22 protein-coding genes and 1 pseudogene are annotated in these 23,568 nt (G+C 46.6%); 5 read left to right on the forward strand and 18 right to left on the reverse strand.

Annotated elements, in window-relative coordinates; translation table 11 throughout:
- A pseudogene (locus tag KQI39_RS15085) lies at window positions 1-508 on the forward strand (IS982-like element ISRmsp1 family transposase); the annotation flags it as partial.
- A gap of 94 nt (window positions 509-602) precedes the next feature.
- On the opposite strand, the gene KQI39_RS15090 reads toward KQI39_RS15085, so the two are convergent.
- The 18 genes from KQI39_RS15090 to KQI39_RS15175 form a co-directional block, all read right to left on the reverse strand.
- Complete coding sequence (locus KQI39_RS15090; RefSeq protein ID WP_148448484.1) at window positions 603-917, reverse strand: AzlD domain-containing protein; 315 nt, start codon at window positions 915-917, stop codon at window positions 603-605.
- The gene (locus tag KQI39_RS15095; protein ID WP_216419353.1) at window positions 907-1,623 is read right to left on the reverse strand and encodes an AzlC family ABC transporter permease; all 717 of its coding nucleotides are present in this window, start codon (window positions 1,621-1,623) and stop codon (window positions 907-909) included. Before KQI39_RS15095 ends, KQI39_RS15090 begins: the two co-directional genes overlap by 11 nt.
- Before the next feature lie 213 nt (window positions 1,624-1,836).
- Entirely contained in the window at window positions 1,837-3,858 is a 2,022-nt protein-coding gene (locus KQI39_RS15100; protein WP_216419355.1) for an ABC transporter permease, read from the reverse strand.
- Window positions 3,851-4,618: an ABC transporter ATP-binding protein gene (locus KQI39_RS15105; RefSeq protein ID WP_216419357.1), complete on the reverse strand. Its 768-nt coding sequence runs from the start codon at window positions 4,616-4,618 to the stop codon at window positions 3,851-3,853. The genes KQI39_RS15100 and KQI39_RS15105 overlap by 8 nt, the downstream gene beginning before the upstream one ends.
- Window positions 4,619-4,836: 218 nt before the next feature.
- Window positions 4,837-5,853, reverse strand: a complete 1,017-nt coding sequence (locus KQI39_RS15110; RefSeq protein ID WP_216419359.1) for a sensor histidine kinase — start codon at window positions 5,851-5,853, stop codon at window positions 4,837-4,839.
- A gap of 7 nt (window positions 5,854-5,860) precedes the next feature.
- Window positions 5,861-6,532: a response regulator transcription factor gene (locus KQI39_RS15115; RefSeq protein ID WP_216419361.1), complete on the reverse strand. Its 672-nt coding sequence runs from the start codon at window positions 6,530-6,532 to the stop codon at window positions 5,861-5,863.
- Window positions 6,533-6,553: 21 nt separating this feature from the next.
- Window positions 6,554-6,994 carry an amino acid-binding protein gene (locus KQI39_RS15120; protein ID WP_173763078.1) on the reverse strand — a complete coding sequence of 147 codons (441 nt, stop codon included), beginning with the start codon at window positions 6,992-6,994 and terminating at the stop codon, window positions 6,554-6,556.
- Window positions 6,995-7,947: 953 nt separating this feature from the next.
- On the reverse strand, window positions 7,948-10,320 hold the full coding sequence (locus KQI39_RS15125; protein ID WP_148445176.1) for a ribonucleoside triphosphate reductase: 2,373 nt from the start codon (window positions 10,318-10,320) through the stop codon (window positions 7,948-7,950).
- A 217-nt stretch (window positions 10,321-10,537) separates the two neighbouring features.
- The gene (gene hflX / locus KQI39_RS15130) at window positions 10,538-11,773 is read right to left on the reverse strand and encodes a GTPase HflX (protein WP_173763077.1); all 1,236 of its coding nucleotides are present in this window, start codon (window positions 11,771-11,773) and stop codon (window positions 10,538-10,540) included.
- 1 nt (window position 11,774) lies between these two features.
- A complete protein-coding gene (locus tag KQI39_RS15135; protein ID WP_195635022.1) occupies window positions 11,775-12,833 on the reverse strand; it encodes a tetratricopeptide repeat protein in 1,059 nt (352 codons plus the stop codon).
- Window positions 12,834-12,841: 8 nt separating this feature from the next.
- Complete coding sequence (glmM, locus tag KQI39_RS15140) at window positions 12,842-14,188, reverse strand: phosphoglucosamine mutase (protein ID WP_021652113.1); 1,347 nt, start codon at window positions 14,186-14,188, stop codon at window positions 12,842-12,844.
- A 14-nt stretch (window positions 14,189-14,202) separates the two neighbouring features.
- Window positions 14,203-15,120 carry a nucleotidyltransferase family protein gene (locus KQI39_RS15145; RefSeq protein WP_216419363.1) on the reverse strand — a complete coding sequence of 306 codons (918 nt, stop codon included), beginning with the start codon at window positions 15,118-15,120 and terminating at the stop codon, window positions 14,203-14,205.
- A 74-nt stretch (window positions 15,121-15,194) separates the two neighbouring features.
- Window positions 15,195-16,271 carry a peptide chain release factor 1 gene (gene prfA, locus KQI39_RS15150; RefSeq protein WP_021976368.1) on the reverse strand — a complete coding sequence of 359 codons (1,077 nt, stop codon included), beginning with the start codon at window positions 16,269-16,271 and terminating at the stop codon, window positions 15,195-15,197.
- A 39-nt stretch (window positions 16,272-16,310) separates the two neighbouring features.
- The gene (prmC, locus tag KQI39_RS15155; protein WP_148445179.1) at window positions 16,311-17,186 is read right to left on the reverse strand and encodes a peptide chain release factor N(5)-glutamine methyltransferase; all 876 of its coding nucleotides are present in this window, start codon (window positions 17,184-17,186) and stop codon (window positions 16,311-16,313) included.
- Complete coding sequence (locus KQI39_RS15160; protein WP_216419364.1) at window positions 17,173-18,171, reverse strand: DUF1385 domain-containing protein; 999 nt, start codon at window positions 18,169-18,171, stop codon at window positions 17,173-17,175. Before KQI39_RS15160 ends, prmC begins: the two co-directional genes overlap by 14 nt.
- A gap of 94 nt (window positions 18,172-18,265) precedes the next feature.
- On the reverse strand, window positions 18,266-18,469 hold the full coding sequence (gene rpmE, locus KQI39_RS15165) for a 50S ribosomal protein L31 (RefSeq protein WP_015526151.1): 204 nt from the start codon (window positions 18,467-18,469) through the stop codon (window positions 18,266-18,268).
- A 106-nt stretch (window positions 18,470-18,575) separates the two neighbouring features.
- Window positions 18,576-20,117: a transcription termination factor Rho gene (gene rho / locus KQI39_RS15170; RefSeq protein WP_148445181.1), complete on the reverse strand. Its 1,542-nt coding sequence runs from the start codon at window positions 20,115-20,117 to the stop codon at window positions 18,576-18,578.
- Window positions 20,118-20,362: 245 nt separating this feature from the next.
- A complete protein-coding gene (locus KQI39_RS15175; protein ID WP_216419367.1) occupies window positions 20,363-20,761 on the reverse strand; it encodes an anthrax toxin lethal factor-related metalloendopeptidase in 399 nt (132 codons plus the stop codon).
- 49 nt (window positions 20,762-20,810) lie between these two features.
- Between KQI39_RS15175 and KQI39_RS15180 the strand changes: the two genes are divergently transcribed.
- From KQI39_RS15180 to KQI39_RS15195, 4 genes are read left to right on the forward strand one after another with little or no spacing between them, the layout of a single operon-like run.
- Window positions 20,811-21,491 carry a transglutaminase-like domain-containing protein gene (locus KQI39_RS15180; RefSeq protein ID WP_253293212.1) on the forward strand — a complete coding sequence of 227 codons (681 nt, stop codon included), beginning with the start codon at window positions 20,811-20,813 and terminating at the stop codon, window positions 21,489-21,491.
- Between the two features lie 29 nt (window positions 21,492-21,520).
- A complete protein-coding gene (locus KQI39_RS15185) occupies window positions 21,521-22,564 on the forward strand; it encodes a type II secretion system F family protein (RefSeq protein ID WP_216419368.1) in 1,044 nt (347 codons plus the stop codon).
- A 12-nt stretch (window positions 22,565-22,576) separates the two neighbouring features.
- On the forward strand, window positions 22,577-22,933 hold the full coding sequence (locus KQI39_RS15190; protein WP_216419371.1) for a hypothetical protein: 357 nt from the start codon (window positions 22,577-22,579) through the stop codon (window positions 22,931-22,933).
- The gene (locus tag KQI39_RS15195; protein ID WP_195567433.1) at window positions 22,930-23,472 is read left to right on the forward strand and encodes a DUF4860 domain-containing protein; all 543 of its coding nucleotides are present in this window, start codon (window positions 22,930-22,932) and stop codon (window positions 23,470-23,472) included. Before KQI39_RS15190 ends, KQI39_RS15195 begins: the two co-directional genes overlap by 4 nt.
- Window positions 23,473-23,568 lie beyond the last annotated feature (96 nt).

Genomic DNA, 23,568 nt, shown 5'->3' on the forward strand with positions numbered 1-23,568 from the left:
TTCGTGGCCATGGTGCTGATTATGGAAAATGTCCTTCCAAAAAAGAAACCTATTATGGATATAAAGTACATGCATTAATTACATTAGAAGGATACATTGCATCATTTGAGATCACACCGACATCTACAGATGATCGTGAAGGATTACGTGATCTGGCAGACCATTGGTCTAATGTTACAATTTTATCGGATAAAGGCTATGTTGGAAAAAACATGAAACAGGAAATGCAGGAAAAAAATATCTGTCTTTTTGCTCTGAAACGTCCAACAGTAAGGAAAACTGGCCAAAATCCGTACGTCAGTTAATATTCAAACTGAGAAGGCGGGTAGAAACCGTATTCTCTCAATTGAGTGGTCAGTTAAATGCAGAAAGAGTGTTAGCCAAAAGCTTTCAGGGGTTATGTACCCGTCTGGTTAATAAAGTACTGGCATACAATCTCTGTATTGCATTGAATAGTATTTTCGGTGAAACCTGTGAACTTGGAAAAATCAAAAAATTGATATTCTAAAAATTTTATTTTTTAATATCTGTAGGGATTCTTTGCGGTTTTACAGGTTTTCACGTAATCTATTTGAAGTAGCACAATAGGTTAAATTAGACATTCAGATAAATACCAGAACCCGCTCCACAATAAACACCGCCGCACACGCCAACAGGGCTACTGTGATCAGGCTCTTTTCCTTATATGCCGCAATAAGCGCTACGAAGAATCCCGCGGCGCCGGAGATGAGGCTGTCTGTGGCTTTCAGGATGGCCGGGAAGGTCATGGCTGCAAGACAGGCGTATGGCACGTAGTACAGAAAGGACTTGATAAACGGGCTTTTGATCTCGTTTTTTGCAAGAGCAAGGGGCAGCATACGGATGAGATAGGTGACTGCTGCCATCACCAGGATATAGAGATATACATTATGGCTCATGAGCTTCCTCCTTCTCTTCCACCGGGCAGAAATAAGCTGCCAGGCCTGCTACCAGAAGTGTTGTGATAATGATCATAAATCCGGATGATACCTGTTTTAACACCGGTGTCACCGCGAAAATGGTGCTGACTGCCATGGATGCTACAACCACTCCAAAAACCGGTCTGCTCTTTTTGGACGGCGGGATGATGATGGCCAGGAACATTCCGTAAATGGCAACGCTTAAGGCACTGAGCATAAAATCCGGAAGAAGACTACCGGAGATACCTCCTACCAGAGTTCCCAGAGTCCATCCGGGGATCGCCACGCACATGGCTCCATAATTATAAAATACGCTGACTTTTCCCTCCTGGGCCGCACTGATCCCGAATATCTCATCCGTGATACCAAAGGCAGCGATGTATTTCAGGATACCAGACTCCTCACGCCGGAATTTCTGGGACAGAGAAAAAGACATCAGGCAATATCTCAAATTGATGATCAGCTGAGTCATTGCCATCTCCCACATGGAACCTCCCGCAAAAATAATGTCCAGTCCCGCAAACTGACCGGCGGATGTCAGGTTGGTCAGTGAGATCAGGACTGCCTGCCAGATACTTAAGCCTCCGGCAACGGCCATCATGCCAAAGGTGAACGACACCGCAAAATATCCCAGTCCAATGGGCACGCCATCCTTCATACCTTTTCTGAAACTTTCTCTTTTCATCGATTTCCTCCATTGTATGTATGTTAGCCAGGCACAACATAAGATCATCCGCGTTTACGGCCTGATCCCATCCTGTCATGAACCCGGTTGCACACGTAAATAAGAGCGTGTCTGGAAACTTTTTCCGCTTCCTGACACGCTCTTTCATTGTAGCATTGCCATATCAAAACTTCAATACTTCGCAGCAAACACACCTGTGCTTTTTCCCTGATTTTATGCTTTTTCTACGATTTTATAGTAGGATCTTGCTGTCATGGAGTAGATCAGTCCATAGACCAGCGCAAAAGCCAGAACCGTTCCTGCCGTACAGCCCACGTACAGTTTTGTATTGGCCATTCCAAACAGCAGCAGGAGCCGGCGGATCAGCGGAAATGCCATGGAAATATGAACCATCGCCATCACAAGCGGGATAAAAAATACCAGAAGGATCTGTCTGCGGATGGCACCTTTTACTTCTCTGCGGCTCATGCCCACTTTCTGCATGATCTGGAACCTTCCCTGATCTTCGTAGCCCTCTGAGATCTGTTTATAGTAAATGATCATCGCCGTTCCCATAAGGAAGAGTGCTCCCAGAAAGATTCCAATAAACAGGATACTTCCGTTATCCACATAATAAGTTTCGTACTCACTCTGGCGGACACCACCGATCACGATGGTATTCTCAGAAAAGCCACCACTGCGGCAGTAATCTTTCAGCGCCTGATAAACAGCCTGACCATACCGGATCTTTTCCTCATTGCTGCCACGGATATCTGCACCCAGATGAACTGTGAGATCTTTTCCCGCCTCGTAGGCATCAACTCCTTCGTACATTTTTGTCCGAAGTCCGTCAATATACTCAAAGTCCGAATCCGTCACAACAATCGCCGCCATATTGGATACCAGATTGGTCATCGCACTTAAAGGTGCTTTTTCCAGCCATTTCTTTACTGCAAAATCCCGGTCATCAATTTTTAATATATCTTTTTCCTTTTCGGACGGATACCAGGCAAAGATCTCACCGTCGTGGAGATCTGTTTTTTCCCCGGTAAGTTTCTCATACTCAGACTGGCGGATCGTATACAGATCTACGGAATTCCCATCTTCCGGGTAATTGTAGGCCTGTCCGATCATAATGCCGTTTTTTCCCTGCATGCAGCCGATCTCGAGATACGTTTCGGCCACTGTTTTTTCTGCCGGCACCTGATGATCTTCCATTGCCTGTGCAAAAACCTTCTGAAACTGTTCACTCTGTTCCTGGCTGATACCGGAGATTCTGGCATCCGTATCAAAAGGATACCGGTTCACCATAATGTCCCCCATTCCAAAATACAACGACACTGTCATGGAAAGGAGCAGGAGCACGCCGGTACTTAAAATACAGATACTTGCCAGACCTGCCGCATTCTGTTTCATACGGTAGATCATGCCGGAAACACTGATAAAGTTGCTGGTTTTATAGTAGAACTTTTTGTTCTTCCGAAGCAGTTTCAGGATCACAATACTTCCTGCTGTAAAAAGAAGATATGTTCCTGCCATGACCAGAATTACCGCCAGAAGAAAAATAAAAATCGCCTGGATCGGAGATTCCGTGGTTACTGCCAGATAATATCCCACGCCAAGACAGATCACACCAAGAAGTGCCATGAGCCATTTTGCCCGGGGCTCCCTCTCTCCTGTGTTTCCGCCTTTCAGAAGTTCTACCGGATTATTCATTCTTACTCTGGTAAGATTCAGTGCCAGGATCACAAGAAAAATCCCTCCAAATCCTGCGATACAAAACAGGATTCCTGTAATGGAAACATAAAATCCCAACACTGCCGGAACATGAAGAAAACGGAAAAGCAAAAGCAGGGAAAGCTTGCTTCCAAGAATACCAAATCCGATACCTGCGGCCAGAGAAAGCAGAGACGTCATGATCGTTTCCAGAAACATCACTTTTCCGATATGGCCTTTTTCCAGGCCCAGAATATTGTAAAGCCCAATTTCTTTCTGTCTTCGTTTCATAAGAAAACTGTTGCTGTAGATCAGAAAGATGACACAGAAAATTCCAACAACCACTTCACCGCTTCCCACGATCAGCCGCACTTCTGATGCCTGGGGCACTGCTTTCTCCAATGTGGGACAGTCCCGCAGAAATTCCATCATATACATCATGGCAATACAGAAAATGCAGGTAAGCATATAGGGAGTGTAGGTGCTCCGGTTGTTGCGGATGTTCTGTACTGCCAGTTTTCCAAACAGTCCTCTACGCATGGCTCTCACCGCCTGTCGTAAGGATCGTCAGGGTATCTGCGATCATCTGGTACATTTCCTGTCTCGTTTTTGTGCCACGGTAGATCTGGTGGAACACCTGTCCGTCCTTGATAAAAAGAACTCTGGATGCATGGCTGGCTGCCTGTGCACTGTGGGTTACCATGAGAATGGTCTGGCCTTCCTGATTCACTTCATTGAACATGGAAAGAAGATCGGACGCCGCATGGGAGTCCAGCGCTCCGGTTGGTTCGTCCGCAAGGATCAGCCTGGGATCTGTGATCAGCGCTCTTGCAACTGCCGCCCTCTGTTTCTGTCCGCCGGAAACCTCGTAGGGAAATTTTTCCAGAAGCTGGTCAATGTGAAGGGCTTTTGCAATGGGGCGGATCTTCTGTTCCATCTCCTGATAATCTTCGCCTGCCAGCACAAGGGGAAGATAGATGTTATCCCGGAGACTGAAGGTGTCCAGAAGGTTAAAATCCTGGAATACGAAGCCTAAGTTTTTCCGACGAAATGCGGAAATCTCTTTTTCTGTCAGGTGGGTGATGCTTTTTCCTTCCAGAAGTACTTCACCGGATGTTGAGCGATCCAGGGCTGCCAGAATGTTCAGAAGCGTTGTTTTTCCGGAACCGGACTCTCCCATGATCGCCACATATTCTCCCTCTTCCACTGAAAAAGTCACATTGGAAAGTGCCTGTACTTTGTTTCCGCCGAAGCGGGTGCTGTATATCTTTTTTACATTTGTTACTTCCAGTAATGCCATATGCCAATTCCTTTCTTATCTGTATTTACAGCGTTCCAGGGATTCGTACATTCATGGTATCATTCATGTTCTAAAGAACTGCACTTAATGTAATAATTATTTGGAACGCTACTTTATGTTTTCAGTATAAGAAAATTCTCCGGCGGCTGCCATCGAAGTGGCTTACATTTTGCGGGGGAAGCTTACATTTGTGTAAGGTTGGCTTCTGTAAAAAAATCTCAATACATATCCAGCTCTTTTTTCCACAGGCTCAGCCGGACTTCCGTGCCTTTATCCACCTGGGAATCCACAGTAATCTCATGGCCCAGCTTTTTCAGGATCTTCCGGCTTAAATACAGGCCGATCCCGGTGGCGCGGTTGTCCTCCCGGCCGTTAACTCCAGTGTAGCCTTTTTCGAAAATCCGTGGAAGGTCTTCTGCCTGGATTCCGATGCCGGTGTCTGCGATGACAAGGATTGCCGGTGCTGTATTCGATGTCCGTTTTCCACGCTCATCCTCCATCCAGATTTCAATACCGCCCGTTCTTGTATATTTCAGCGCATTGGAAAGTATCTGTCCGATAACAAAACCGAGCCATTTTTCATCGGTGAGAACGGTCGCATCTGTCCCCTCATAGGACAATGAGAGCTTTTTTGCCACAAAGATCCCTGCATATTTATGGATCTGTTCCCGGATGATCCGATCCAGAGAGCACCGGGCAAGCTTCAGGTCTGCAGACATGTCTTCTGTTCGAAGGTACCCGAGAACCATCTCCACATACTGTTCAATGCGAAAAAGCTGCGCCAGGGATTCCCGGTTCCGCTCCGGTTCCTCCTGAAGCAGCAGACGCAGAGCAAAGATCGGCGTCTTAATCTGATGCGCCCACATGGTATAGTAATCCGTCATCTCCTCCAGGGAACGCTGCCGGTCTGTTTCCGCGCCCATCCGCATACTGTCCAGTTTCCGGATGATCTCCCGGTAAACAAGTTCTACTTCATCAGTGGTCTCATTCAGCCGGTCCAGATTGATCTCCGGAGCTTTTTCCACCAGGCAGAGTGTCTGCACCTTCTGCCGGTAGCGGACATATCCATATAAAAAAGCGGCAGCTCCTGCTCCAAGCCACAGAACTGCCATATAGATCACTGCCTCAGCGGGAAGCTGGTACAGGCAGACCACTGCTGCCGATGCAGCCACCGCAAAAACAAAGGCAATGAGAAAAATTTTTGTCTGTTTCAAATATGCGCGTAATAATTCCATAAAAACCTCACACCATGTAACCCAAACCTTTTCGCGTGATAATAAAATCCTCTAGGCCTGCTGCCTCCAGCTTTTTGCGAAGGCGTGTAATGTTTACAGTCAGGGTGTTGTCGTCCACAAAGCTGTCACTTTCCCACAGTTTGGTCATAATGGCATCTCTGGATACCGGTCTGCCTGCCTGGGAAAAAAGCAGCTCCAGAATACGCAGTTCATTTCTGGTCAGTTCCAGCTCCACCCCGTTCCAGGTCAGCGTAGCCCCGGAAAGGTTGAGCACTGCTCCTTTATGTTCCAGTACATTTCCCGGATTTCCAAAGGAATAGGTCCTGCGGAGAATTGCCTGAATCTTGGCTACCAGTACATCCATGTCAAAAGGCTTGGCGATAAAATCATCTGCTCCACGGCTCATGGCCATGACCATGTTCATATTGTCGGCTGCGGAGGAGATAAAGATCACCGGCACCTGGGAGACTTTTCGGATTTCCTCGCACCAGTGGAAGCCGTTATAAAAGGGAAGTTTCAGATCCAGAAGAACAAGCTGAGGATCTTTCCCCGCAAATTCCTGCAGTACATTGGAAAAATCCTCAGCCAGAAAAACTTCATATCCCCAGGAACTGAGATGTTTTTTCAGAAGATTCGCGATTGTTTCGTCATCTTCTACAATAAAAATGCGATACTTCATTCCTGTTCGTCCTTTTTGTGTTTACGCTTCTTCCACTCCATCCGGATCTACCAGGCGGTTCAGAACCTTGAAGCCATTATTACGGAGAACACTCTCTGCAACCAGAAGATCCTCACAGTGCATGATCGCTACCGGAACTTTCAGGCCTCTGTGGAAGAAGGTGTAGATGTAATGAAGGTTTACGTTGCTGTCGCCCATGACACTTAAAAGTTTGTCCAGGCCGCCGATCTCATCCTGAAGATCCACCAGGATGGCCTGAGTGATACGGGTCATATATCCGTTTTCTGCCATGATCTGATCTGCTTTTTCAGGATCGTCGCATACCATACGGAAGTTTGCAAATTCCGGTGCGTCAAAGCAGCCGAAGCCGTAGATGTCGATCTGATTCTCTGCAAGAATCTTTGTAACTTTCTGAAGACTGCCTGGGGTGTTTTCTACGAAAACGATGTTCTGTTTTACCATAATAATGTTTTCCTCTTTTCTTGTTATTCTTTTCTTATTATTCTTTTGTTATTTTCTTGTTTATTTTAGCATGAAATTTGTGGGAAGTGAATCCCCTCCCGGGGTGGGGCATTTCGCATGTGGCGGGTTTCCTTTCCAGGGGAGCATTTTGCATGCGACAGATATATCGCCTTCCGGCGGGAGCATTTCGCATGCGGCAGGTATATCGCCTTCCAGCGGGAGCATTTCGCATGCGGCGCATTCCCTTCCGGCGGGAGCATTTTCGCATGCGGCAGTTGCGAGGAGGGGAAACATTCATAGTTGCGAAGGCCATACTCCCCTCCTCGCGCTCCACCCCTCCCGGCCACGCCGCTGTTCTGCGTTGTGGAATGTGTTGCTTTGCTGGCGGGGCGATGGATTTTACGGTGTTGGATATTGTAGGCTATGCCGATATAGATGAATGCACTACGCTATAACCCGCGGTTTATTTTTATCGATTTGAGCAAAAAACAGGGAACAGGCCCGCTACGCGGGCCGCTTTCCCGTCCGCCCTCATCCATCGGCTCAGCCTGACGGCTTCGACACCCTGGAGTACATCGCCCTACCAATAACGTAGCACATTCCACAACGTACGCCTCAAAATGCGTGCCCGGAAAGGGGGAGCGCGAGGGGGAAAAACGGGCTTCGCAACTCTGAGTGCTTTCCCCCTCGTATATTTCCGCCGGGAAACAATTCCCGGATCTCCCCACGATGTAGCACAGCGATACATTCACATTAATACGTTAAAGCGTAACGCTTTTAATCACTAAATTTCAAATATAAGTATACCATCACAACCCAAAATGTCAACCACCTTTCCAAAAAACAAAAATCCCCCATATAAAAAAACAAAATAATATATAAAAAAGCCGAACGCACATCCAACAGACATGCGTCCAGCCATCCATTTAACAATTGCAGTTGCCCGGAAGAACTCAATCAAGTTCTTCATCCACATACTTCTGTATATTAGAAGCATTCACATACTTCTTAACCTGTGCCCCGTCAGTGATCACAAGTGTAGGCGCCTGACGGATCCCGTACTGCTTGACAAGTTCGGGATTCTGCTCGGCATCGATGATCTCCAGTTCTTCGCCTTCCAGCATTTTCTTTGCCATACGACAATTCGGACAAGTACTGGTTGTGAAGAGATATTTGTGAGATGCCACCGGCTGGATCTCAACCTCATCACCTTTCATGGTCATCATGCTGGTGTGTACTTTTTTCAGCTGGGAATGGGTAATATCATAGAGGGTACGGTTCTTGTACTCCTGTGTCTTGCCATCGTTCCAGTTCTGTACCGGACGGTAGTATCCGGTGATACGGCTGTAAACCTCGGCCTTCTTTCCACATTTCGGGCAGGTGAAATGCTCGCCGCTGATGTAGCCATGCTCCTGACATACGGAATAAGTCGGAGAAATGGTGTAATATGGCAGACGATAATTCTCCGCGATCTTACGTACCAGAGACGCTGCTGCCTTCCAGTCCGGAAGCTTCTCTCCCAGGAATGCGTGGAATACAGTTCCGGATGTATACAGAGTCTGCAGATCATCCTGAATATCCAGTGCGTCAAAAATATCAGCGGTATAATCAACCGGCAGATGAGAGCTGTTTGTATAATACGGAGTATCGCCCTCTTTTCCTGCTGTCTTGATATCCGGATAACGGCTTCTGTCGTGTTTGGCAAGACGGTACGCAGTGGACTCTGCCGGTGTTGCCTCCAGGTTGAAAAGCTCTCCCGGATACTGCTCCTGGTAGTCGGAAAGACGGTTTCTCATATGCTCCAGAACTTCTTTCGTAAACTTCTGGGTTTCCGGATCTGTCATGTCTTTTTTCAGCCAACATGCATTTAAGCCCGCTTCGTTCATTCCCACAAGACCGATGGTGGAAAAATGATTCTCAAAGCTTCCGAGATATCTCTTGGTGTACGGATACAGTCCCTCATCCAGAAGTCTGCTGATCACATCTCTTTTGATGTGAAGAGATCTCGCGGAGATATCCATCATATGATCCAGACGCTGATAAAATTCCTTCGGTGTTCTGGAAAGATATGCGATACGTGGCATATTGATGGTTACAACACCTACAGAACCTGTGCTCTCACCGGAACCGAAGAAACCGCCGCTCTTTTTGCGGAGCTCACGGAGATCCAGGCGGAGGCGGCAGCACATGCTGCGGATGTCGCTTGGTTTCATATCACTGTTAATATAGTTGGAAAAATACGGTGTACCGTACTTGGAAGTCATCTCAAAGAGAAGTCTGTTATTCTCGGTATCAGACCAGTCAAATTCCTTTGTGATGGAATAGGTCGGGATCGGATACTGGAATCCACGTCCGTTGGCATCTCCCTCGATCATGGTCTCGATAAATGCCTTATTGACCATATCCATCTCTTTCTTACAGTCTTTGTACTTGAAGTCCATGTCCTTGCCGCCTACGATTGCCGGAAGTTCTGCAAGGTCGTCCGGAACAGTCCAGTCCAGTGTGATATTGGAAAATGGTGCCTGAGTTCCCCAGCGGCTCGGAGTATTTACGCCGTATACAAAAGACTCAATGCATTTCTTTACTTCTGTATAGGAAAGGTTGTCTACCTTTACAAAAGGAGCCAGGTAGGTATCAAAAGATGAAAATGCCTGTGCGCCTGCCCACTCGTTCTGCATGATTCCCAGGAAATTGACCATCTGGTTGCAGAGTACGCTTAAATGCTTGGCAGGTGCGGAAGTGATCTTACCCTCGATTCCGCCAAGACCCTCACGGATCAGCTGTTTCAGGGACCATCCTGCACAGTATCCAGTCAGCATGGACAGATCGTGGATATGAATATCCGCATTTCTGTGTGCCTCCGCAATCTCGTTGTCATAGATCTCCGACAGCCAGTAATTGGCAGTAACTGCTCCGGAGTTGCTTAAGATCAGTCCTCCTACGGAATAGGTTACTGTTGAGTTCTCTTTTACACGCCAGTCCTCAACCTTCACATAGCTGTTTACGATCTCTTTATAGTCAAGGATGGTAGATTTCATATTGCGGATCTTCTCACGCTGCTTGCGATAAAGGATATACGCCTTGGCAACATCGGAATATCCTGCCTGGATCAGTACGTTCTCCACACTGTCCTGGATATCTTCCACAGAGATCCGGTTGTTCTCGATCTTATTCTGAAAATCCGCTGTAACACGAAGTCCCAGAAGATCGATCATATCCGGGCTGTAATTCTTGCCCTTGGCATCAAACGCCTTATCAATTGCCGCGGTGATCTTCCCCATCTTAAATTCGTCTAATTCACCGTCTCTTTTTACTACCTGAAACATAAGAAAAATGCCTCCCTCATGCATGTATTTATAAAGCGGACACTCCCGTTCCGCCTCACTTACCTGCCCATGAACATACCCCGTTTCACGATCTATGTTCAAAGCGCTGTAGGCTTATTGTATCAGACACACCTCTTTGCGTCAACACAAAAAGCACCATATATAGTGTCCATTTTGTTCACGGTACTATATATGGTACTGAGTAGATTTTTTAACATTATGTGACTTTCGGATAGATTTCCCGCGGAACCCTTGCTTTTACAGCGATTCCGCCTTCTGTATATTCTTCCGAAAGAAGCTGTCCATACTCACGGATCAGCTGGATCTGACCTGCTTCTGAATATGGAAAAAGCCGCTCCATATAAATCTGGCCTTCTGCAAGAATCTCCGAAAGAAGCTGTTTAAATTCTCCAAGTCCCTCTCCTGTCCGTGCGGAAATTTTCAGCGTATGATCTGCACGGAGATCCCGGAGACTCTCCCCGGAAACACGATCCTGCTTGTTAAAAAGTGTGATTGTCTTTTTCCCAAGGGCACCCAGCTCTTTCAGGGTCTCATATACGATATGCATCTGCATCTCCGCCTGGGGATTGGACGCATCTACTACATGAATGATGTAGTCCGCATATTTGGCTTCTTCCAGGGTACTCTTGAAGGCTTCTACCAGATTATGTGGAAGTTTTCGGATAAATCCTACGGTATCCGTAAGAAGAAGCTGCTGCCCGTCATCCAGTGTCAAAAGACGTGTAGTGGGGTCCAGCGTGGCAAAAAGCTTATCCTCCGAAAGCACCGACGCACCGGTCAGTGTATTCAAAAGCGTGGATTTTCCAGCGTTGGTGTAACCCACAATAGCCGCAGTCTTCAGATTGCCTACCGCTCTTCTGGAACGGATCAGCTCCCTGTGTTTCTCCACCTGGGAAAGTTCCTGCTTCAGTGCGGAGATCCGGTTTCGGATCAGACGGCGGTCTGTCTCCAGTTTCTTCTCACCGGGGCCTCTGGTACCGATTCCTCCTCCAAGTCGTGAAAGGGAAGAACGAAGTCCCACAAGACGTGCGGAACGATAACGAAGCTGTGCAAGCTCTACCTGGATCTTACCTTCGCTTGTAACAGCACGCTTTGCAAAAATATCAAGGATCAACAATGTACGGTCCATGACTTTGCATTCCAGTTCCCGCTCCAGATTGTTCATCTGTGCAGGAGAAAGCTCATCGTCACAGATCACGCCATTGGCATTCAAAGCATAGAGAAGGCCTTTTACCTCCTCGATCTTGCCTTTTCCGATATAGGTACCGGGGTGTACTGCCTCACGGTTCTGAATGATCCTGCCAGCAACAGCCGCGCCGGCTGTAGCCGCAAGCTCCCCAAGTTCATCCAGGGATTCTTCCATGTCGTCCCCCAGATTCGCCTGGACACCGATCAGAATAACCCGATCCTGTATTTCCTCAAAATATTCCATATCAGCCCTCCGAAGACGTTCTGGTTTTCAGAAAAGCCAGCTCTTTTTTTGCGGCGGAATCTTCCGGGAACATGTCAATATATTCCTGTGCCTTGGTCAGTGCGGTAGCAAAATCCAGTTTCTTCTCATAGGCTACGATCTCATTGAACAGAAGACTCTGCATCTCGTCTGTGGTAGCAGTAGGAAGGCCTTTTGTAATGTTATCAAGAGCGGAATCATAATCCCCGTTCCGGATATCACACAGTGCCAGGCCGTTATATCCCTTGGCAGAATCTCCCACTGCGGAAATATACTGTTTGTACATTGCCTGAGCATTTTCCACATCGTCCTGAGCCAGATATACCATTCCCATGAGAAGAAGGGCCTCTGTATTATCCTTCTTGGATGCTTCCAGGAGCTCTTTTTTTGCATTGGTGTAGTCTTCCATATAGTAGTAGACACGGCCTCTGTCACAGTGATCCTGAGCGTCCTTGGCCTCAGAAGAAAGAGCAGCCTCCAGATATCTGGTTCCGTCTGCTTCCATATCTTTATCCAGGTATGCCTCATAAATCTGGATCGCCATATCATAGGTGGCATCCTCTCCGTAAGCCTGTTTGAAGTTAGACGCAGCTTCCTCGTAGGAATCCATAGCAAGAGCAACTTTTCCGGTGAGGAAATAACTGCTTGCATCCATGGAAAAATCTTCTCCAAGTGTCTGGCAGTCTGCCATGGCGTCCTCATACTTGCCCCATTTCAGCTCTGCGGTAGCACGGTAGGACAGGATATCTTTGCGGAGGCTTTTGCTTACATTATCGCAGTTCAGTGCCTCTGTAAAATTATTCACGGCATCCTCATATTTACCGAGACGCAGGCTTGCAATGCCTGCCCCACGGTAGGACTGTGCCAGTTTTACCCCGTTCTGGATGGAACTCTGGTACTCCTCCAGGGCATACTTGTAGCTTCCCTGGGAAAGATCTTTTCCGGCCTGCTCGTATGTTTTTGTTTTTTCACTGCCGCAGCCGCCCAGAAGCAAAGCTCCTGTAACGGCTGCAAGAATCAATACGGTCTTTGTATTTTTCATGGAATTCCTTATTCTACAACAAGCCCTTCGGCTTCCATCACATCAACAACACTGTCTACATATTTATGGCAGAGTTCATCGGTTCCTGCTTCTACCATAACACGGATCAGCGGCTCTGTACCGCTCTCACGTACCAGGATACGGCCATCATCGCCAAGTGCCTCTGCTGCAGCTTCGATGGATGCTTTTACCTTCTCATTTTCCAGTGCTGTTTTCTTGTCGGAAACACGCACATTGCGGAGAAGCTGCGGGTAAACCTTCATCTCCTTGGCAAGGTCGCAGAGTGTGGCTTTCTGGTCCACACATGCTTCCATAATCATCAGGGATGTGAGAATTCCGTCACCGGTAGCAGAATAACGGCTGAAAATAATATGTCCGGACTGCTCGCCACCAATGCTGTAATTGTTTTCCATCATGTTCTCGGCAACGTATTTGTCACCAACTGCAGTCTGCTCATAGTCGATGCCTTCCCGCTCCAGAGATTTGTAAAGACCAAGGTTGGACATAACGGTTGTTACAACGGTATTTCCGTTCAGCTGGCCTTTTTCTCTTAAGTATTTACCGCAGACATACATAATCTTGTCACCGTCAATGATGTTTCCACGGTGGTCTACGGCGATACAGCGGTCCGCGTCACCATCGTACGCAAAACCGATATCCAGGCCTTTATCTACCACAAACTGTCTCAGGACTTCAATGTGTGTGGAACCGCATCCACGGTTGATGTTGGTTCCGTTCGGCTCGTTATTGATTACGTAAGTTTTTGCACGAAGTGCGTCAAAAACACTCTTGGCAATAGCGGATGAACTTCCGTTGGAGCAGTCCAGTCCTACCTTGATATTCTTGAAATCGTGGCATGGGATAGAGATCAGATGTCCGATATAACGGTTTCTTCCGGATGCAAAATCCACAGTACAGCCGATATCTTCTCCGGTTGCCAGCGGAAGTTCCTCGATCTCACCATCCAGATAAGCCTCGATACGTGCTTCAATATCTGCGGAAATCTTCTGTCCGTTCTCATTGAGGACTTTGATTCCATTATCATTAAACGGATTATGACTTGCAGAAATCATGATACCGCAGTCAAAATCTTCTGTACGTACCACATAGGACACACTCGGAGTTGTTGTTACATGAAGCAGATAGGCGTCTGCTCCGGATGCGGTAAGTCCTGCCGCAAGGGCATACTCAAACATGTAACTGCTTCTTCTTGTATCCTTGCCGATCACGATCTTCGCCTTGTGATCTCTGCCGTAATACCAGCCAAGATAACGTCCCACGCGAAATGCATGATCTGCTGTAAGTTTTACATTTGCTTCACCACGAAAACCATCTGTTCCGAAATATTTACCCATAATGCTCTCCTTTATTACTGATACAGTCCTTCCGGATAAACGCCGTCATCTGTAAGTTTTTTGAATGCAGCCTGTACAGATGCTTTATCTTCCTGATAAGTAACACCAAACCACTCGTCCTTTGTCTCAAGAACGTCTACTGCTGCTTTTCCGGAATGGATCAGCTGGTCGATAAGCTCTGGAAGAAGATATTCTTTTTTGATGTCTCCCTCTTTGATTCCACCAAGGAACTCAATGAAGCCTTTCTCAAGGATTTCCATAAATTCCGGTGTCAGTCCCCACATGTTCATGGAAACAAAGCTCTTGGTATCCAGTGCTTCTGCTGTACCGTCGTCATTTCTTGTTTCTGCGCCGTCTGCTGTCTTGAAGATGTTATGTGTCTCTGTAACGCCGACAAGCTTGCCGTCCTCAATGTGGCACACACCTCTTGTAACGCTTCCGTTGTCGCTTAATGTATTTCCAAGGCGGAAACCTGCCATGCAGATGTGCATCGGGCCATCCTGTGGATGATCCTGTACAAGATAGTCGTGAACTTTTACGTAGGCTTCTTTTCCATAGTAGTCATCTGCATTGATAACAGCGAATGGCTCGGAAAGGACTTTCTTTGCTGCCAGTACGGCATGTCCGGTTCCCCATGGCTTGGTACGGTCTGCCGGTTTCTGGAAATCTCCCGGAAGATCATCGATCTCCTGGAATGCATAAGCAACCTCTGTAATCTTGGAGATACGGTCTCCGATCACTTTTTTGAACTCATCCTCAAGGTCTTTACGGATAATAAATACAACCTTGTTGAATCCTGCCTCCAGTGCATCATGGATAGAATAGTCCATAATGATCTCACCCTTCGGTCCTACCGGTGCAAGCTGCTTGATTCCTTTTCCAAAACGGCTTCCAATTCCTGCCGCCATGATTACCAGTGCTGTTTTTTTCATGTTTCGATTCCTCCTGATTTATTATGACTCCTGCTTCATTATAATTTATATAGTTCTTTATTTGTTATTAACGATTACTCCTGCTCATTGAGCTTGGTCAGCTTCACTGCCTGGTCTGCCGCGATCAGGCTGTCGATGATCTCATCCAGGTCTCCGTTGAGGATATTCTCAAGGCGATGAAGGGTAAGTTTGATCCTGTGGTCTGTCACACGTCCCTGCGGGAAGTTGTAAGTACGGATCTTCTCGGAACGATCACCGGTACCGATCTGGCTTCTTCTTGCCTCTGCCTCAGCGTCGTGCTGCTTGGCAAGTTCCATCTCATACAGACGGGAACGGAGCACGCGAAGTGCCTTATCCTTGTTCTTAAGCTGAGATTTCTCATCCTGGCAGGAAATTACGATTCCTGTAGGAATATGGGTAAGACGTACGGCAGAGTCTGTGGTGTTGACACACTGACCACCGTTTCCGGAAGCACGGAATACGTCGAATTTACATTCATTGAGATCCAGATGGAAATCAATCTCTTCTGCCTCCGGCATGATGGCTACAGTACAGGTAGAAGTATGGATTCTTCCGCCGGACTCTGTCTCCGGTACTCGCTGTACACGATGCACACCGCTTTCATATTTCAGTCTGGAATATGCACCTTCACCTTTGATCATGAAAGTAACTTCCTTGAAACCGCCGATACCGTTCTCATTAAGGCTGAGCATCTCAGTCTTCCAGCGGCGGGATTCCGCATATTTCACATACATACGGTAGATCTCTGCCGCAAAGAGAGCTGCCTCATCACCGCCTGCGCCTCCACGGATCTCAACGATAACATTCTTGCTGTCGTTAGGATCTTTCGGAAGAAGAAGGATCTTCAGCTCATGCTCCAGCTCCTCCACTCTCTTTCTTGCATCAGAAAGCTCCTCTTTCAGCATCTCACGCATCTCTTCGTCCTTCTCGCTCTCCAGCATGGAAAGACTGTCCTCGATGGTTTCTTTGTTTTTCTTATATTCTTTATATGCGTCAACGATTGGCTGCAGGTCGCTCTGCTCTTTCATCAGCTTCTGAAAATGCGCCGGATCATCGGTTACCCCCGGTTCTCCCAGCTCATTGAGAAGCTCCTCAAAACGTACCAACAGATCATCCAGTTTATCAAACATGTATTTCCTCCTGTTTCTGATACCTGTAAATCACAATTTTTACAAAGGCTTCTGCCCCATCACTACACGGTCAAGGCCCGGAAGATCTTTTACCACCTGAACCTTTTCAAAACCGGCATTTCTCAGCATTTCACTGACTGCCTCCCCCTGGGTGCAGCCGATCTCATACAGAAGCCATCCGCCCGGTTTCAGATACTTTCCGGCCTCTGCGGTGATCTTTCTGTAAAAATAAAGCCCGTCTTCCATTCCGTCAAGAGCCTTCCTTGGGTCATGAAGGCGGACTTCTTCCATCAATGTTTCAATTTCTTCTGTCGCGATATAAGGCGGGTTTGAAATAAGGATATCATATTTTCCCCCCTCTTTTCCACCTTTTTCGCAAAAATACGGTGCCGAGAACAGATCACTTTCCACAAAATCCGCCCGGTTCTCCACATTCAGAAGACTGGCGTTCTCTTTGGCCACCTCCAGTGCTTCCGGCGAAACATCCACACCGACACCATGGGCATCCTGCCGTTCCAGAAGAAGGCTTATGAGAATGCAGCCTGAACCCGTACACATATCCAGAATCTCCGGTTTCTCCACATCATCAAGGCATTTCAGCCCTTCTTCCACAAGTGTCTCCGTGTCCTGTCTCGGGATCAGCACATTTTCGTTTACATAAAATTCATAGCCCATAAAAAAAGCCTGATGAGTCAGCTGCTGTACAGGAATATGTCCTGCCCGCCTGCCGATCAGCTCAAGATACTCTGCTGCGGTCTCATCAGACACCGGTTCATCACCATGTGCAAAATAGTATGCCCGGTTCTTTCCGGTCTTATATTCCAGAAGGAGCCAGGCATCCAGCCCGGCTTCTTCCAATCCGTTATCTTTCAGTATCGTTGTTCCTTTTTTGAGAAGTGACTCAAGAGTCTGCATGGCTTGTCTCCTCTGTCTCATAAGGGATGTCCAGGTCAAATTCCTCTTTCAGATAGGCTCTCCAGTCAAAAACCGCCTCAACAGCCTTGATGGCTACTTCTGCCATATCTGCGGTTGGTTCCTTGGTGGTGAATTTCTGCATGGCAAGACCTGGTTTACTCATAATGTCCGCAAATTTGCTGTCCGTTCTTCCTGCCCACTGGATGATCTCAAAGGAAATCCCCGCAACTACCGGTACCATAAGAAGTCTTCCGAACAGTCTTACCCAGTAAACCGGTACCAGCACAAACACAAAGTGCAGCACAATACTTACCAGCATGACCAGGAACAGAAAACTGGTTCCGCAGCGCTTATGGAGTCTGGAGCTCTTCAGCACGTTCTCCACAGTCAGCGGCAGTCCGTGTTCCACACAGTTGATACATTTATGTTCCGCACCGTGGTACATAAAAGTTCTCTGGATATCCTTCATTCTGGAGATCAGGAACATATATCCCATAAACAGTGCCAGTTTTACAAAAGCTTCTACTACAGTAACCAGGAATTCGGAAGCTCCTACCTTACGGATCAGGCTGGCCAGTATATACGGAAGAAACATAAACGCAGCCACAGACACTACCATGGAAAAAGCCACTGTAATGTAAAGAAGCCACTTGAACTGCTTATCTTCTTTGGCTTTCTTTGCGGAAAGCTCTTCTTCTGTGAGCTGTTCGTTCTTCTTCGCCTCTTCTTCGTCTTCCTCGTCACCTGCGATCTCCGCAGAATACATCAGGCATTTCGTGCCTACCACAAGAGAATCCACAAAACTTACCACACCACGGATGATGGGCTTCTTCAGAAATGCATGATTTCCGAAGGTACATTTATAGTCTTCTACTTTCAGCTCGATCTCCTGGTCCGGACGGCGCACTGCGATAGAATATTTGTCCTTGTGGCGCATCATGATGCCTTCCATCACGGCCTGTCCGCCAATATTCGATGATTTCATTCATTCTCTCCTGTGCAAACTGAAAAAATTTTTCAGTTAAAGAAAGGTTGAGATTTCCCAACCTCAACCTTCTCATTTCCTGTATTCGCAATAATTACTTATTCAGGCCGTATTTCTTGTTGAACTTATCGATACGTCCACGAGCCTGTGTAGCCTTCTGCTGTCCTGTGTAGAACGGATGGCATTTGGAGCAGATCTCAACGTGGATGTCCTCTTTAGTAGAACCTGTTACGAAAGTGTTTCCGCAGTTGCAGGTTACAGTTGCCTGATAGTAGTTCGGATGGATTCCTTCTCTCATGATTTTCACCTCTCTATATAATTTAATATTATTCGTATACAATTGACGAATTCCATTTTAAACAGCTTGCTAAGTATAACACAGCTTTCCTGAAAATGCAAGGACTTTATAAAAATTTCTGTTTCTTTACAGTCTGTACCAGCTCCGCATTGGTCCTGGTTCTGGCAAAGGTATTCAGAATCTGTTCTACCGCCTCATCGGACTTCATTCCGTTGAGTGCTTTTCGCATAATATAAACAGCTTCCTGCTCATCCTTGCTGAGAAGAAGATCCTCTCTTCTGGTTCCGGATTTCTGGATGTCGATAGCCGGGAATACACGTTTTTCCTGTAATTTACGGTCAAGGACAAGCTCCATATTACCGGTTCCCTTGAACTCCTCGTAGATGACATCGTCCATCTTGCTTCCGGTATCCACAAGTGCCGTTGCCAAAATCGTCAGGCTTCCGCCCTCACGCATATTACGGGCTGCGCCAAAAAATCTCTTAGGCATATGAAGAGCTGCCGGATCAAGACCACCGGATAAAGTCCTTCCACTTGGCGGGATAATCAGGTTATAGGCTCTGGCAAGTCGTGTAATGGAATCCAGAAGGATGATCACATCCTGTTTATGTTCTACCAGACGACGGGCACGCTCCACAACCATCTCGGAAACTCTCTTATGATGCTCCGGAAGTTCATCAAACGTGGAATAGATCACTTCCACATTAGGTCCCTGGATTGCTTCCTTGATATCGGTAACCTCCTCCGGACGCTCATCGATCAGAAGGATAATGAGATGCATATCCTTATTATTCTTAAGGATGGACTTGGCAACATCTTTCAGAAGGGTTGTCTTACCGGCTTTCGGCGGGGATACGATCATTCCTCGCTGTCCCTTTCCGATGGGGCTGATCAGGTCTACGATACGCATGGCAGTTGTGCCGCCTGCACGTTCCATAACCAGTCTCTCATTAGGGAAAATCGGCGTCATATCTTCGAAATTATATCTTCTCTGCCCCTCACTTGGGTGGAATCCGTTGATGGAGGATACGTAAAGAAGTGCGCTGAATTTCTCGCCCTGGGTCTTGATACGGATATTTCCCTGGATGATATCACCGGTCTTTAAGTTAAAGCGGCGGATCTGGGAAGGAGAAACATAAATATCGTTCTCACCTGGAAGATAATTGGCGCAGCGGATAAATCCGTAGCCATCCGGAAGTACTTCAAGAATTCCATTTGCCTTCTCACCACTGTCCAGCTGTGTGGACTCTGAAGGAACATTTCCATTCTCTCTGGCAGATTCCCGGTTATAATCCCGGTTGGCCTCTCTGTTATAATCTCTGTTATAGTCTCTCCGGACATTTACACTTCTGTGTTCCTGTTCCGTTCTTTCTGTCCGGTATTCTTTACGCTCCTGCAGGGTCTCTCCTGCGGGACGTGTATGATATTCTGTTTTTTCTGTTTCCTGTTTCTTTTCTTTCAGATTATTTTCTCCGGATGTGCTCCTGCGTACTTCTTCAGGATTTCCTTTTGCGGATTCTTTCGCATCTTCTTCCAGCATTCTCTCAATCAGTGCCGGTTTTCTCAAAGTGGAAATCCCCTTCATCCCTCTCGCTTTTGCCAGGTCTTTCAGCACTGCCAGAGATAATGATTCATACTTTTCTCTCATAAATACCTCTACCCTTAACTCTTATAAAATGTAATTTAATTATTTATTCTGGAAATCCGATACAGCCTGACATGGCTGCACTGGTGTCTGAACCGTTATTGAATGTAATGTGATTATTATTATGATATTAATATACACTATTTTTGAAGCAATGCAAGAAATTTTTATCGACAATTTCACCGGAGAAATTTTATTATAACACAAAAACACCCGGGAATTTCCCGGGTGTTCCATATAACAGCTTGTTATTTCCAGACTACTTTATAAACATTCATGATTTTTGTTATCTGTGCGTCTGTAACCTTTGAGAGTGCATTGACAATTGCCTCATAGGTCTGCGGACGCTGAGACTTCAGAGCTGACGGATTCTCTACATAATTCAGAACAGACTCTGCAAAATACTCGGAAGCATTCTGTGTTGCATACGCTTTTCTGACGCCTGTGAATTTGGATTTTTCGCTGTTGTATACAGCTTCAAAGGAACTGGTTGTATCCACGTTTCCGGCTACAAAAGCAAGGAAATGTCCAAGTTCATGATAAATGGTGAAATCCTCACACTGAAGTGTGATCATTCTTGTCTTGGCATCAAAGTGTCCCGCATAGGATACGCTTGGAAGTTCTCCCCTGGTTCTGGATATTTCCAATCAGGATCAGGGATATCTGACCGCACAGTCTGACTCCGAAGACTCCCGGATGAGTATACAGCTTACCACCCCTTCCGGCGTTCTCTATTCCTATTTTCTGGAACCTGAAGAACAGGCTGTCATTCCTTTTTCCGAAGGCTCGGGAGATTATGTAATCACCTGCTATCAGCAGATCGACGGAAGTCAGTACGCCGCACTGTATTCAGAAACTCTCACTGTAAAGCTTGAAAACGAATTTCTTCCATTTCTGTATCCAAACCAGTATGTAAATTTTTCCGCCGAGAGCGAAGCCTGTACACTGGCTCAGTCCCTTGTGACAGACGAAATGAAAGATGTGGATATCCTCAAAACCTTCTACAACTATGTCACCAGCCATATCACCTATGACTATGATAAAGCAAATTCTGTAGAAGCCGGTTACCTTCCGGACATTGATGAAACCCTCCGCACAGGTACCGGAATCTGTTTTGATTACGCCGCACTGCTTACTGCCATGCTTCGAAGCCAGGATATTCCCTGTAAGCTCGAAATCGGCTATTCAGGAGAAATCAAGCACGCATGGATTGATGTCTATATCCGTGGAAAAGGCTGGGCAACAAAGGCCGTTTCTTTTGACGGAGACACCTGGCAGCTGATGGACCCTACCTTTGACGCCAACAGTGATGATGACGAAACCATCCAGGAATACATCGGAGATGAAAGTAATTATACGGTGCAGTTTTCACGCTGACCGATTCCCAGCAAAAAGGAGACTTTATTATGAACTATAAACTGACCGCCCGGGAATTATCCAGTTTCTGCGGGCAGATGGGAATGCTTCTGCATTCCGGCATATCCACCACAGAAGGCCTTCATATTCTCTGTGATGAAAGTAAAACCGATACAGACCGTGAAATACTTACCCCTCTGATCCGTTCTGTGGAAGAAAACGGTTCTCTTTCCCAGGCACTGGAAGAGGTCGGCTGTTTCCCTGCATCTATGACTGCCTATGTAAAAACAGGCGAGGAAACCGGCTGCCTGGATGAAATTATGAACAGTCTTTCCGAACATTATAAACAGGAACAGGAAATCTCCCAGCAGATCCGAAGCGCTGTCACCTATCCTCTGATCATGCTTGGCATGATGGCAGTGGTAATTCTTGTTCTTCTGGTAAAAGTCCTTCCTGTTTTTCAGCAGGTGTTTCAGCAGATGGGACTGGAAATGAACGGGGTTTCCCGGGGACTCCTCAATGCCGGCAATGTAATCAGTCACTACTCTGCCGTTTTTCTGATTCTTGCCGCTGTTCTGATTGGCTTCATCCTTTTTTTCAGCCTTACCGAAAAAGGCCGCTCAAGCCTCCGGAAACTGGTTACCCATCTGCCCATATTTCGTGAGATCCCCGTTGCCATGGATTACAGCCGTCTGGCCCAGGGACTGTCCCTTGGCCTTCGAAGCGGTCTCTCCCCGGAAACAAGCCTTGAACTTACAAAAGCGTTGCTTTCACAGCCGGAGCTTCTCACAAAACTCCAGAAAACCTCTGACCTTCTTAAGGAAGGGGAAGCTTTTTCAGAAGCGCTTACAAAATCCGGACTTTTTGGAGGCATGGAGGGCCGTCTTATCCGTGTATCGTTTTATTCCGGATCCAGCGATGAAACTTTACACAGCCTTTCCGAACAGTACTCTGAGAAATCTTTAAACCTGATTTCTCAGGCGGTTTCCATTGTAGAACCTACCATTGTGATTCTGCTTTCGCTTCTGGTGGGACTTGTACTGCTTTCCGTAATGATGCCTCTTCTGGGAATTCTTTCTGATTTTGCAATGTAAGGTGGTGACAGAATGGAACTTTTTGAAAGCCGCAGAAAAAAATTTTTCCGGGGATTTCTGCTTCTTTTTCCCGTACTGCTTCTGATTCTTGCCTGTATTCTCTTTGTGGCAGGAATCAGCCATACTTCCGGGCAGGCTCTTCAGAAAGAACAGTATGCTCTGGAAAAAACATTAAAAGCCAGTGCTGTCCGTACTTATGCGCTGACCGGAGAATATCCGGAAGATCTTTCGCAGATTCTTCGTGATTACCATATTACCTATGACAAAAGCAAATTCGTTGTGGAGTACGTTCCCAACGGTTCCAATCTGCTGCCATCTATCAGCGTTATCGCCCTTTCCGGCAGCACGAAGGGAGGAAGTGCTTCATGAAGCTAAAGAAAAATACGGATCATTCCATTTCGTCCCTTTTTTCTCTCCTTCTGTTTGGTATTTTTGTCCTGTTTCTTATGCTGATGCTTCTTTTTTCCGCAAGAATCTATCAGCAGACAGTAAAACAGACCGACTCCGATTCCGAACTTGGAACCGCTATCACCTATCTGACTACCAAATTCCGGCAGCATGACCAGGCGGACGAAATCTTTTCCGGGACTCTGGACGGTACCCCTGCCCTATGTTTCCGGGATAAAATTAACGAAAAAGACTACATCACCTACATCTACCTGAAAGATGAAAACCTTATGGAACTTTTTACCGCTTCAGACTCCCAGGCCAGTTCCTCTGCAGGCACCGTAATTTCCTCTCTTTCTGATTTTCAGGTAAAAGAAATGGAACATGGTTTCTACCGTCTTTCCCTTGAAAATACTTCCGGGGTTTCCACTCAGTTTCTGCTGCACAGTACAGCTGTTTCTTCCGGCTCAGGCAAAAAGGAGGATCTACAAGTAACTGAATATATTACAAAAAGATATTAAACATGTTTAAATATACTTATTAATTTCTACCAAGGTCAAAACATTTGTTCTGCATGTTTAATCATGGTATAATGAAATAGAACAAATAGTTCATAA

Origin of the sequence: Blautia sp. MSJ-36, from assembly GCF_018917985.1 — a bacterium.
In the GTDB taxonomy this organism is placed as follows: Bacteria; Bacillota; Clostridia; order Lachnospirales; family Lachnospiraceae; genus Blautia_A.